This is a genomic window from Candidatus Desulfolinea nitratireducens, assembly GCF_982879505.1.
The window spans coordinates 1-13,391 of sequence record NZ_CEYOSI010000085.1 but is presented as its reverse complement, the minus strand read 5'-3'; the positions used below and the strand labels follow the sequence as shown (position 1 = coordinate 13,391).

Genomic DNA, 13,391 nt, shown 5'->3' with positions numbered 1-13,391 from the left:
CCGGGAATAATTCTCCGGCTATTTCGTTATCTCCTTTTAGCGGAAACTAAAGTTTATTCAGGTTTGATTTATCATTTACTCCGCCGATGCCTATTAGTAAAGCGCCAATCACCCACCCCAGGCTTATAAAGCTTCCCGGGCCCAAGATTCCCAAAATTTCCAACGAGCTGGAAATATAATCGGAGAGTGAAATTGCCACGAATCCTGCGAACAAATAGTTGGCCGATACACGAGGGATAATATTGGTCAATAAAACATTTATGTAAATTATTAATAGGATCAAATCTGCTATCGGGGCACTGAGAACGAGAATCAGTGCTAACTGGATTGCAATTGTATTTGAGATCGGCGGGGCCAGTATTAGCCATGCCAAGGCTGCCACCGCGATGGATGATATCAACACGTCAAGTATGAAACGAAAGCGCGTAGGGGCCGCGTGGCGCCCTCCGGTTGGAAGCCGTAAGAGCGCATAAGCCGTAATAAGATATCCCACGAGATTAATACTTACAAAATATGGATTAAATAATTGAGAGGGACCAAGGATCAAATTTAGAAATAACTTGGTCAAAGCGGCGAACGTCCAGATCAACAGGGCCACCGCCAGCATAAACCAGGCATGCCTGGCAACATTTATAATATTAGGGAGCGAATAGAAAATCAGCACCGCAGCCGCAAAAGTAGAGATCATGACGGCCAGGCTCTCGATCCATATAATCGCAATTGCATCTTGCGAAAAGGAGATGAGCAACACAGCATATAGCCCCATAAACAGGAGAGATTCGATCAAGACCCCTTTTCGCTTAAGTTGCCAGTTCTTAAGTTGGCTTATTATTGATCGCACTCGAGGTATATTTCCATTATTCGTAATCATAGTATTCAATGATTATAACAATTTCTACCCTTAATGATAATAAAAAGCTGCGCAAATTCTGCGCAGCTTTTTATTCGAAGTGTTATCAGATATGAGTATCCGGTTTACCCATCAAAATAGACTGTGGCTGTGGGTGATGGGCCGGGTGTTGGTGTATTTGTAATCGTTGGCCCACCAGGCGTGTATGTAAGAGAGGGTGTGAATGTTGGTACCGGAGTCAGCGTTGGCAATGGGGTAAAGGTTATCGTTGGAGTAAGAGTAAGCGTACTGGTTGGGGTTGGGCTCGCACCAGCGCCCACGACCAGGGTATTACTATCTCTTTTTGAAGGTGAGGCATGGACGGAATTTATTCTCGGAAAGGCAAAACCACCAGGCGGCAATGCGGCTGGATCGATTGTAATTTCAAACCAGACACTGAAATCCCAACCCGGGCAGGCATATGCATCATCAACCTGATTGTAATCCTCGTCAATGGTTGGTGAATTCTGCATGTTATTGGTACAACCCAGGTCATTCAGATTGTGATCCATCGAAGTATCTGTACTCACGACCATACTGGCATCACCGGTGTAAATAGCAGTGTCAGCAAAAGTACCGCTATCTGTAACACCACCAGAGGCCCAACCGCTGGAGGCGGAGGGGGCTTCGGTCAACAGATCCATCTTGGCATTGAAAAATGTGCTCTGAGATCCATCGGCATTCACACCGACCATATCAAAGATAAGGTGATCTGAGTGGTAGAGATCTCTGAATGTATGGTCCGCATCACAAACTCCGTCAGCATCTTTATCCCTACAACTTCCGTCTTTATTCAGCTTTGCATCCGGCCAATCAGTTTGTGTACCTGATCCATAAGTATTATCATTGAAGTTTTTGCTGAATTCAGCCAGGACAGTGACCGATCCATCGGGGTTGGTTACCCAGGTTACCTGCAAATAAACGTCGGGATCATCGGTACCGACATACCAGATCTCACCTTCGCCACCAACATTCACATAGGGGTCGGAGCTTGGGGGGGTCGGTGTCGGGATTTGAATTGTAGAAGTAACAGGTTTATAGAGGATACAGCCATTGGTAAAATGCAGTTCCAGGCCAAAATCAGAGGCCGCATAATCAACATCAACCCAGTTATAGCCTAGACTATCTGCAAATCTGGCTTTAAAATCCTTGGCATCACCTTTTACCAAACTTTTACTATGCCCAGCGCCTGAGTCAGTAGTAGAATACAGATCTGCACCCTGATAAATTATTGTCTTATCAAACTTCAGCTCTATTACGTTATTTGTTGGATCGTAGTCATTATAATTATCCCAAATAAATATTGCCTGATCAATATATACATCAGCTGCTGAAGCATTTGCTACTTTCATTTTTATCTCTTGGCCATTTAGTACCCAGTCAGTTGTGAAAGAAAGCCCGGCGCAGAATGGATTCGGGGTCATTGTTGGAGTTGGTGTAAAAGTTGGAACAGGGGTAAATGATGGGGTTGGAGATGGCGTGTTTGATGGGGTCAGCGTATCAGGGATGATGGGCACATCAGCTCCGTCCTTCACTTTTGAAACACGGAATGTCTCCACACGACCCTCGCGATAAGAGGCCAGATGAGCCATCGGCCAAACATCATTTAAAAATGGGGTAATAAAGGGGTGGTTGAAGTCCACGGCGATATAGATCATATCCCCGGGTGTTCCAGCGTCCATTATCGTAGTGCCAGAATCCTCACAATCACCGTATGAAGAGCCCATTTGCGGTTTGGTATAGACATAATCCTTGGTGTTATCACCATCTTCATCCCGGTTGGAGCAAACGATCACATTGATATATCGGAGATCACTCTCGCCCAACCCGGGGGTTTCATCATTAAACAGCGCCGTTTTCTGGCTGTCAGCAAAATTCAAGATTGATTCCAGGCGGGCCTCTTCCTGCTCCGCAATGGTGTCACAGGCTATACCTGAAGCATCCAGGTCATCACAATAAATTTGCTCATATTGACCGGTGACAGCGTAGCGGGTGGTTTGTCGAGCCAGGTTCTCAATTGAGAGCCAGGCCTGAAAGACCAGTGAAAAATCAACGATCCCAAAGATCAACATCAGTAAAATCGGCAGCGCCAGTGCAAACTCCAGCAGCGCTTGTCCACGGCTTTTTATGGCCTTGAATTTATTTCGAATACCTGGGTGGTTTTGTTTTTTTAGGTTCATTTTTATCATCCTTACTTTGAAAGGCGTGTCGCTATCCTGTCAAGGATTTGATCGAATGCCGCTTGCAAATCGCCTGAACTGGCTGACTGAATATATAATCCGGCCCCAACCGCATCTGAAGCCGCATAAGCCAAGAGGCGCTCACCGGCACCTTGACCATCAACGATTGGCAGACTGGTTACCACTTGATCCCCCAGCCCGATCGTGAAAATGGTGGCATCCTGATTTATGCCAACATAGTCGAACATATCCCGGGCGAAATCATCGGAATTATATTTTCGATCAGTCGAGTCATCTAATTCCCCCCCCGGCCCTCCGTCAATCTTGGGTTTGAGACACCAGGTATAAGAATTATCAAAACAGTATCGCTTCCAATTTGCCTCCAAATTGCTGCGGCAAAATGGATCTCCCCACCAGACATCCGGGCAATAAGAGCCATTCAGGGAAGAATTGGCTGCACCATCCGTAAGCAGGACAACTACCCAATGTGCTTCCCTTCTCCCATCACTTGCCAGCAAATTCCCGGTATCATATACACCTTCACCAATATTTGTTGTGGTGCAGTCTGTTGGATTGCCGGTTGCAAAGAAATGAGGGCAATCCATACCCTGGTAAATGGTAGATATGTATCTGCGGCAGGGGCCTGGCCAACCTGCGGGCATATCGTCGCAGTCACCAGTCCAAGGTGAAGGGGGCTTGCGAGGATCATATACCTTCATACCCCCGATTGCGTTTCCGATAGCGGTCAAATCATTTGAAAAACCACCCAAATCATCAACATCTGCTGCTTCTGCTTCAAATTCTAAATCAACAAAATCATAGATCCTTGCTTCCCGATCAAAAGCTATTACAGCTACACGATCATATGGAAAGACTAATTGAGACACAAAATAATCAGCTGCATCTTTTACATCATGAAAAGGATAGCAAGAATTGTCCAGATTGCAAACAGAGGGATCATTATCCGCCTGTCCTGCGCCCCCCGTATCCCTGGCCATTGAATCTGAGGTATCAATAACCAGCACCAGATCCATCGAGGCTGCCTCTCCGGTTGCAGAGGCAGAAATAGAAACATCATTAATCCCGATCACACTTAAAAATGCCAAATCCACCGTTCCAGTGGCATCTACACGGACAAGTTTCCTCCCTCCCTCCTCCTCTCCAACACATAATTCCGGATCTTCGGGAAGTGATAAGCAGGTGTCCACTTGGGAAACCAATGTAGGATCCGCAAGCGGATCAATGACCCCATTTAAAACCAGGAGTTCATAGGCCGAATCTCTCAGTTCGTCAATATCATATCCCTGACGGAAATTTGAGGCTGCTGCCAGTGCTGCTGCATCAACAGCGCGGCGCAATCTCCCCTGGCCAACAAATACCAGGCCAGTATCAATCGCCAAACCGACAAAGGCCACCAGGCCTATCATGGCCATGGCAACAATAATGATCACCTGTCCACGCTCAGGATTATTTGCAGACACCAAGGGCTGAAGAGGGTTTTTTATAAAATTATTTATTCTAATAAATATTTTTTTCATCAAAATACACCTTAAGGCTTAAATCTTGGCAGCGGCATAAACACATAGGTATAAACCGGGATCGGGTCTGGCACAATGTCTGAAAAGATGGGAATCTTCAATTGTTGAGGGTAATTATAAAATATCTCGATCAGGAAAATTCCCCGAGGGAGGGTAGTTCCATCCACCACGAGCGCTTGAATATCTGCATCTGAGAATCTTGAATCCTGATTAGCCATATGTTTATATCCATCAGCGAATACAACGAGGGTATCAGGATCTATTGGATAGCGTGCAAAGGCATCATGGGGATTAGGATCAGAGGCTTCCTTACCTACAATGAAATATGAAATTACGATGTCATCCCCAAGAGATTGCTTCAGTTCCAGGGGAGCCATTACTTCCGTGGCAATTCTTATTGCTTCTTCTTCAAATGCAGGAAAAGGATCTTCTTCAGGATCATAATCGCTGATAATACGCGCTGCTTCACGCGCACCATCCACCAGATTTAAATATTCATTTAGCAAGGTGCCAAACTCAACTATGCCAAGAATAAACATCACCATGAAAATAAGAACCAGCATTAGCTCAACAAAGCTCTGGCCCTTTTCCGTTTTCTTAGAATAATTAGTGGTTTCAGACATGATAATTGGTTCGTCCTTTTCTATGGATCGACTTTTCTCTTCATAAAGAATACAGGAAAGGTTTGGCAGGGTCAACCAAAAAAAGAGCTTTGTATCCAAAAAAAGACCGGTTTTTCACGAAATCTGGACTTTTGCCGTATGTTTCGACGGTTTATCAGGGCAAAAATACTATAAACTGATCGCTCGTTATGGGACACATAGCGATTTTCCATTTCTTCAATTAGGGTATAATCGCCCTGCTTACGGGACACATCCCCTAAGCGGGAAAGATAGCGCATGATCCTTAACACCCCTTTAGAGGTGTCGAAGGATGACGAGGAAGAGGGTTCCCCATCGCAAGATGGGAATAGCCCCCTCACCCCCGCATCGCTCCGCTTGCTCCCCCTCTCCCGCATGGCGGGAGAGGGAGGTTCGAGTGAAACGAGAACGGGTGAGGGCGTGAAAATCGACAGATCAGCGGAAGCCCTCCGGGTGTGCCACCATCCGACCACCTTTCCCTCCAAATAGAATTTTGCAACAAAACCGCCCGGGTAACCTTGCGGACAAAATGCATAGAGTGGCGTTGATAGGTACAAGTTGAAAAGTTGCAGGTTGAAAGTTCAAAGGCTTAACAAGTCAACTTTCAAACCTTCCAACTTGCCAACCTTAAACCTGTAACCTTCAACCTTTGACCCAAAATGGAGGACTCCAAATATGTGTGGAATCGTAGGCTATATCGGTCCGCGTGATGCGACACCGATCATTCTCAGCGGCCTGAAACGGCTTGAATATCGCGGCTACGACTCAGCCGGTGTGGCCGTGCTGCAAAATGGAAATATCGAAGTACGCCGTGAAGCTGGCAAGCTTTCCCGCCTGACAGAACTCGTTGGCAAATCCCCTATCTCTGGTCATATTGGCATCGGTCACACTCGCTGGGCAACGCATGGTGCGCCCAATCAACAAAACGCGCACCCGCATACCGGACATACGGGCAAAGTTGTCGTAGTCCATAATGGGATCGTCGAGAATTTCCTTGAGCTGCGGGATGAACTCAGCTCCGAAGGGGTGGATTTTGCTTCGGATACAGACACGGAAACAATTGTCCACCTGGTGGAACATTATCTTGCCAGCGGACTGAATCTAACTGAGGCCGCACGCGCTACGTTCAAACAAATCAAAGGCGCAAATGTGATCGTCCTGATGTCTGCCGATGAACCAGATAAAATCGTTACCGCACGAATCGGCAATGCGGGCGGCGTAGTAATCGGCTTTGGGGAGGATGAAATGTTCGCCGCCTCAGACATCCCAGCCATTCTCGAACATACCCGCGAGGTCGTTTTTCTCGAATCGCACCAGATGGCAATCATTTCACGCTCGGGTGCAGACTTCCAGACCTTAAACGGCGACAAGCTCAGGTTACGCCCGCAAACGATTGCCTGGGATCCGGTCGCCGCTGAAAAAGGTGAATATCGCCATTTCATGCAAAAAGAGATCCACGAACAAGTCCGCTCACTGACCGATACCCTTGCCGGGCGGGTCGATTTTGACGAGGGGCGCATCCGCCTGCCACAACTCAACCTGACCCCCGAACTTGCCGAGCGCATCCAAAAAATCTATATCGTTGCTTGCGGTACGGCGGCTTACGCGGGCATGGTCGGCAAATATCTGATCGAAAAAATCACCCGCATCCCGGTTGAGATCGATATCGCTTCCGAGTTCCGCTATAGGGATCCGATCGTGGACGAAAATACGGTCGTTTTAGCGATCAGCCAGTCTGGCGAAACCGCCGACACCCTGGCCGCAATGGAAGAGGGACGCAAAAAAGGTGCGGTTTTATGGAGCATCGTGAATGCGATCGGCTCACAAGCCATGCGGATCGCGGATGGCTCGATCTCGATGCAGACCGGACCGGAGATCGGTGTAGCCTCGACAAAAGCCTTCACCGCCCCGATCGTGGATTTATACATGCTTGCCATTCTATTGGCAGATTTGCGCGGGACAATTGATGAGGCCTCCCGCCGTCAATTGGTCGCTGATCTGCGCCTGGTGCCTGATCTCGTTGGACAAACATTGGCCCGCGAAGACGAGATTGAAAAAGTTGCCCATGCCCTGAAAGATATCAAGGGCTGCCTCTATCTGGGGCGCGGGATCAATATGCCCATTGCCTATGAAGGCGCGCTGAAGCTGAAGGAAATCTCCTATATCCACGCCGAGGGCTACCCCGCCGGGGAGATGAAACATGGTCCAATTGCCCTGATCGACGAAGAAATGCCTGTCGTCTGCCTTGCACCGAAAGACCCCTGGCACGAGAAAATGATCAGCCAGATCCAGCAGGCAAAAGCACGGGGCGGCCCCGTCATCGCCGTGGCAACCGATGGTGACCAACTCGTCGCCGACATGGCCAACCATGTCCTCTGGATCCCTGAAACTCCATGGCTGCTCAGCCCGGTGATCACCGTGATCCCCCTGCAGGTGTTGGCCTATCATATTGCCTCCCTGCGCGGGCTGGATGTAGATCAGCCTCGCAATTTGGCAAAAAGTGTTACTGTAGAATAGGGATTTGTTATAAGAGGAACCCGTTCCTTCAAAAGGAACGGGTTCCTGCACTTTGACCAAGCCTGGAGAGAATTTAAGGAAGAGCAAGATTATTTATTGTCATTATTCGCTGAATTCTTAATACCACGCTATAATCCCATCCATGTTCCTCCCTACTACTAAAGAAGAAATGACCCGCCTCGGCTGGGATGCGCTCGACATCATCATTGTCAGCGGCGACAGCTATATCGACAGCCCCTTCATGGGAACCGCTGTGATCGGCAAGGTTTTAATGGATGCAGGCTATCGCGTCGGGATCATTGCCCAACCAAAGACAAATTCTCTTGAGGATATTGGTCGACTTGGTGAACCGGAACTCTTCTGGGGGGTGACGGCAGGCAGCATCGACTCGATGGTCTCCAATTACACTGCGCTCAAGAAAAAACGCCGCACCGATGACTACACGCCCGGCGGAGAAAATAATCGCCGTCCCGATCGGGCAACGATTGTTTATACAGGGTTAATTCGGCGTTATGCAAAAAGCATAGGAAAACGCCCCCACCTAGCCTCCCCCGCGAGCGGGGGAGGGACAAGTCCCCTCTCCCGCTCGCGGGGGAGGGCGGAGGGTGAGGGCAAACCAATCGTCCTCGGTGGGATCGAAGCCAGCCTGCGCCGGGTTCCTCATTACGATTATTGGACCAACAAAATCCGCCGCTCGATTCTCTTTGATGCAAAGGCGGATTATCTGCTTTATGGTATGGCCGAAAAGGCAGCGCTTGAATTTGCTGCCGCCCTGCGCGATGGCAATGATCCGCACGAGATCCGCGGATTAAGCTATATATCCAAAGAAAAAAGAGATAATTATCTCGAAATGCCCGCCTACGAAATTGTCGCTAAAGATAAGTTGGCCTTTATCGAGATGTTCCACATCTTCTACAAAAATAATGATCCGATCCCATCAAAGGGACTGACCCAGGCACATGGTGACCGCTGGCTGGTCCAGAATCCGCCCGCTTTTTATCTGGAAGAGGCTGAGCTGGATGCGATCTATGCTCTCGAATACGAGCGCGCCCAACATCCCTATTATGCAAAACACGGCAATGTGCGCGCGCTGGATACGGTTGGATTCTCCATTCCCACCCATCGCGGCTGTTATGGGGAATGCAATTTTTGCGCCATCGCTGTCCACGAGGGGCGCACGATCCGCTCACGGAGTCAGGATTCGATTGTCTCGGAGGCAAAAGAGATCACCCGGCATCCCAAATTCAAAGGCTATATCTCCGATTTGGGCGGGCCGACTGCGAATATGTATGGCTACGAATGTGATAAAAAATTGAGGGCTGGCAACTGTCCAAGCAAGCGATGTCTCAGCCCGGGAATCTGCCCCGTGATCAAGATCGATCACCGCCCCCATGCCGAAGTTTTGGAAAGGGTAAGTAACCTCGATGGTGTCAAAAAAGTTTTCGTCGCATCCGGTTTACGGTACGATATGATCCTGAGCGACACCGAATACGGCGATGATTACCTGCGTCAGGTCGTCACCCATCATACATCTGGTCAGATGAAGATCGCTCCCGAACACTCGGAAGATCATGTCCTCCAAAAAATGGGCAAGCCCGGCACAGCATCTTTGGTTGCCTTCAAAAAACGTTTCGAAGAATTCAATCTTAACGCCGACAAAAAACAATTCCTGACCTATTATATGATCGCCGCCCATCCCGGCTGCGACGAACGCGATATGCGCAGGATGAAGAGTTTTGTCAGCAGCGAGCTGCGGATCTCACCCGAACAGGTGCAGATTTTTACACCAACTCCCTCCACATATTCAAGCGTAATGTACTATACCGAAATGGATCCATTCACTCTTGAGCCGCTATTTGTGGAAAAAGACCCTCATAAAAAGCGCAAGCAAAAAGAGATCATGACGCAAAAAACTCAACGTCAGCATCGAAATTATAATAATACCCTTTCACCACAAAGGACACGAAGGATCACAAAGTAAAAGAATCACTAAGGTTTTTTCTTCGTGCACCTTTGTGCACTTTGTGGTAAGAAAATAATAAATCTATGTCAAAAAAAATCACCCGTCGAGACTTCCTTCGCCTGAGCGGCCTTACCCTCGGCAGCAGCCTTTTGGCCTCCTGCCGTTATCCTTTCGGGATCGGCGACAACCGCCCCAATTTTCTAATCATTCTTACTGACGATCAGCGTTTTGACACCATGCAATATATGCCCAAGACCCAGGAACTGATCTTTGATCAGGGGGTCACCTTTTCGCGCGGCTATGTCAATTCACCACTTTGTGGACCGAGCCGAGCCAATATACTTACCGGAATGCATGTTCACAACCATCACGTTACCGATAATAAAAATGAACTCAAGGTAGGCACCTTTGTTGAAGATTTACAGGCCAATGGCTACTTTACCGGATTGGTTGGAAAATATATCAACAAATGGAAGGGTGAACAGCGTCCCGAATACGATTATTGGGCCTCCGTTTTCAGGGATGATAGTCGGTATTACGACATAGATCTCAATATCAATGGAACCTGGCATTGGCAGATCCCCGGATATATCACCGATATCACTCGTGACCTTGTGCTTGATTTCGTTCAAGAAGCATCGGGGAAGCTCAAGCCTTTCTTCCTCCTGTTCGCGATGGATGCGCCGCACAGCCCCGCCACCCCTGCCCTGGAAGATGAGGATCGCTACCCTGACCTGCCTCCGCACCGTCCCCCAAACTTCAACGAAGCCGACAACTCCGACAAACCAGATTCGGTCAACTGGCGTCCCCTCTTTAAAGAAGCAGGTATCGAAAATATCGAAGAATTTCGCCGCAACCAGATCCTGACCCTCCTCTCCGCTGACCGTGCCATTGAGGCGATCATCAATAAGCTTGAGGAGACCGGGGAACTTGACAATACCGTCGTCATCTTCCTTTCTGATAACGGAAAGCATTGGGGTGAACATCGCCTGGAATCAAAGGGAACGGCCTACGAAGAATCAATTCGAGTCCCCTTTGCGATCCGCTATCCACCCCTCATACCTGTACCCTATATTGAGGATCGTCTTGTTGGCGCAGTAGATATCGCCCCCACTTTCTATGAGTTAGCCCGCCTACCCATCCCCGAAAACCTGGATGGCCTTTCACTTGTCCCCCTCCTGGCTGGTGAGGAATGGCAGCGTGAAGAAATATTCATAGAGTGTTGGCCCTCCCGCGGCCACTGGGCTGCCATCCACACCGGGCGCTATAAATATATCGAAACGGATGGGCATTCGTCAGAGTTTTACGATCTGGAAGAAGATCCTTATGAACTGGAAAACCAACTTGAAAACCCCGATCATCAAGATATCATCACAAAACTCAAGGATATTTTGCAAAAGGAAAAAAACTAGGATAAGTGTATAATTTTGATATTGAAAACTTGGGAATCATTAAGGAGATTCGATGAGTCAAGCAATCGTGACAGCAAATGCGCTCTACTTGCGCGGAGGCCCTGCAAAGACCTACGCTGCTCTCGGTCTTCTTTTTAAGGATGAGCGTGTCGAAATTCTTGGTAGTTCACCCGATGGACGTTGGGAAAACATACGAACAGCCAACAATACTCAGGGTTGGTCTTCCCGGAAGTATTTGCAAATAATTGATGAAGGCCAAGATGACCCAACGCCGGTAGCGGGTAACTACAAGGTTACGGTTAGCGCCCTTTATCTGAGAGAGGGCCCAGGCACCAGCTTCAGGTCAGTGGGATACCTCATCCGCGATGAATTGGTAGTATCTCTCAGTGAATCCCCTGATGGAAATTGGAAACAAGTTAAACGCCTGAATGGAACCGTCGGTTGGTCATCGAGTAAATATCTGCTCAACCTGGACCCTGATCCCATTCCCGAACCTGAACCAGAACCAGAGCCTGATCCCGAGCCAGAGCCAGAACCAGAGCCCGAGCCCGAGCCCGAGCCAGAACCTGAACCAGAGCCTGAACCAGAGCCCGAACCTGAACCAGAGCCCGAACCCGAACCTGAACCCGAACCTGAACCTGAACCTGAACCTGAACCTGATCCTGATCCTGAACCAGAGCCCGAGCCCAACCTGGAAATTAGATATGAAATCATTGCCTCTGCCCTTTACGTTCGCCAAGGGCCAGGGACCTCCTATCCTGCGCTTACCTTTGTGCGCAAAGGTGATATTGTCAGCAAATTAGGCGAGTCGGCGGATGGGAGCTGGAAGCAGGTACGTCTGAATAATGCAATCAGTGGATGGTGCTCAGGCAAATATTTGCTGGCACTACCCGGAAATCCGCCCCCCTTTGAGCCGACTTCCGATAAGGGACAATTCCGGGTCTCTGCTGACCTGCTCCATTTACGCAAGGGCCCAGGGGTCGGTTATGCATCAATAGACCTTCTCCGCAAAGGGACAATTGTTGAGTCATCCGGTCCCACAGCGGATCTGGAATGGCTCCAGGTTCGTCTCGCAGATGGGCAAAATGGGTGGTGCTCAAGTAGCTATTTATATTGCCTGGGTGGTCTTGAAAACGACCCGGCTAATAAAACCACCATGGGCTTTCATCGTTGCATTACTAATAAAATCACAATTTATTCTGGACCACTTACAAGTACTGCTGTGCTGACATCTCTGGTAGAGGAAGAAACTGTCAATGTGCTTGAGGTAATTGGCGATGGGGAATGGAAGAAAGTAGTTACCGCTCGCGGCTTAATTGGCTGGTGCGATCCAAAATATCTGGTTAGCCTGGGAGAGGTAGCGATCCTGCAAGAGAATGAGGAATTTCCCTGGATGCCAGTCGCATTTAACGACCTGGGGCAACGTGAGCTCCCTGGGCCAAAGGATAATCCCCGCATCCAGGAATATATGGCCAGTACAAATTTAAGTGAGTATTCATCTCTTCCCGATGAAACCGACTGGTGCGCAGCATTCGTTAATTGGACCATTGAGCAAACTGGCATCTCGACAACTGGCTGGGCGACCGTCTATCCATGGATGACATGGGGCGATGAAATAAAAACCCCACGACGTGGTTGTGTGGTCACATTTCGATGGGACGGTGGCGGGCAGCATGTCGCTTTTTATTTAGGTGAATGCGGCGACCATATTCGCGCAATAGGAGGCAACCAGAGCGATGCGGTCTGGATCAAATCCTATCCAAAACGGAATGTAGTTAACTATCGCATTCCAAAAGGCTGGGTTAAGGCTTGATAACAATCGCAGGAAAAATAGCTCTCACACTTTAGGTTGCGTTTAATTCAAATCCTGGCGTGCGAGAAATAACACAGCGAGTAAAATTAATAATCCCCCAAATAACTGGCTGATTTCCAAACGTTCGCCCAGCCACCAGGCTGCCAAACCAACGATAATAAAGGGTTCAGTAGTTGAAAGTATGGCCGCATTGGTCGAGCCGACTTTTTTCATCCCTGCAAAAAATGCTCCCAATGCGATGATTGAGCAAAGCACTGTTGCAAGGATCGGAATCCAACCCAAAATTTCATCCGGACCTTGAAAGCCTTGTAAGGCAACAATTCCCCCAATAGAAAATCCCGTTGACAGCATAATCACTGTGGTTGCACTGCGTGGATCAACCCCTGCCATCAACTTATCGATTATGACAATATATCCAGCATAGAGGATTGCAGCAGT

General features: G+C 48.6%; 10 protein-coding genes. 5 read left to right on the top strand and 5 right to left on the bottom strand.

Annotated features, from left to right (window positions below; all coding sequences use genetic code 11):
• Window positions 1-46: 46 nt before the first annotated feature.
• The 4 genes from AC3DOM_RS09225 to AC3DOM_RS09210 all read right to left on the bottom strand — a co-directional run bounded on the left by AC3DOM_RS09225 (window position 47) and on the right by AC3DOM_RS09210 (window position 5,230).
• Window positions 47-871, bottom strand: coding sequence for a hypothetical protein (locus AC3DOM_RS09225; protein ID WP_487918751.1), 825 nt, complete (start codon window positions 869-871; stop codon window positions 47-49).
• Between the two features lie 104 nt (window positions 872-975).
• Window positions 976-3,069: a TadE family protein gene (locus AC3DOM_RS09220; RefSeq protein WP_487918750.1), complete on the bottom strand. Its 2,094-nt coding sequence runs from the start codon at window positions 3,067-3,069 to the stop codon at window positions 976-978.
• An 11-nt stretch (window positions 3,070-3,080) separates the two neighbouring features.
• Window positions 3,081-4,607: a pilus assembly protein TadG-related protein gene (locus AC3DOM_RS09215; RefSeq protein ID WP_487918749.1), complete on the bottom strand. Its 1,527-nt coding sequence runs from the start codon at window positions 4,605-4,607 to the stop codon at window positions 3,081-3,083.
• 11 nt (window positions 4,608-4,618) lie between these two features.
• Window positions 4,619-5,230: a TadE family protein gene (locus AC3DOM_RS09210; RefSeq protein WP_487918748.1), complete on the bottom strand. Its 612-nt coding sequence runs from the start codon at window positions 5,228-5,230 to the stop codon at window positions 4,619-4,621.
• A gap of 276 nt (window positions 5,231-5,506) precedes the next feature.
• Here AC3DOM_RS09210 and AC3DOM_RS09205 point away from each other — a divergent pair, with 276 nt between their 5' ends.
• The 5 genes from AC3DOM_RS09205 to AC3DOM_RS09185 all read left to right on the top strand — a co-directional run bounded on the left by AC3DOM_RS09205 (window position 5,507) and on the right by AC3DOM_RS09185 (window position 12,953).
• Entirely contained in the window at window positions 5,507-5,737 is a 231-nt protein-coding gene (locus tag AC3DOM_RS09205; protein WP_487918747.1) for a hypothetical protein, read from the top strand.
• Window positions 5,738-5,923: 186 nt separating this feature from the next.
• A complete protein-coding gene (gene glmS / locus AC3DOM_RS09200; protein WP_487918746.1) occupies window positions 5,924-7,765 on the top strand; it encodes a glutamine--fructose-6-phosphate transaminase (isomerizing) in 1,842 nt (613 codons plus the stop codon).
• 142 nt (window positions 7,766-7,907) lie between these two features.
• The gene (locus tag AC3DOM_RS09195) at window positions 7,908-9,746 is read left to right on the top strand and encodes a YgiQ family radical SAM protein (RefSeq protein ID WP_487918745.1); all 1,839 of its coding nucleotides are present in this window, start codon (window positions 7,908-7,910) and stop codon (window positions 9,744-9,746) included.
• Between the two features lie 65 nt (window positions 9,747-9,811).
• Window positions 9,812-11,140 carry a sulfatase family protein gene (locus AC3DOM_RS09190; protein WP_487918744.1) on the top strand — a complete coding sequence of 443 codons (1,329 nt, stop codon included), beginning with the start codon at window positions 9,812-9,814 and terminating at the stop codon, window positions 11,138-11,140.
• 52 nt (window positions 11,141-11,192) lie between these two features.
• Window positions 11,193-12,953: a TIGR02594 family protein gene (locus AC3DOM_RS09185; protein WP_487918743.1), complete on the top strand. Its 1,761-nt coding sequence runs from the start codon at window positions 11,193-11,195 to the stop codon at window positions 12,951-12,953.
• Window positions 12,954-12,995: 42 nt separating this feature from the next.
• Here the strand turns inward: AC3DOM_RS09185 and AC3DOM_RS09180 are convergent.
• On the bottom strand, window positions 12,996-13,391 hold a 396-nt coding region (locus tag AC3DOM_RS09180; RefSeq protein ID WP_487918742.1), incomplete at its 5' end, for an EamA family transporter.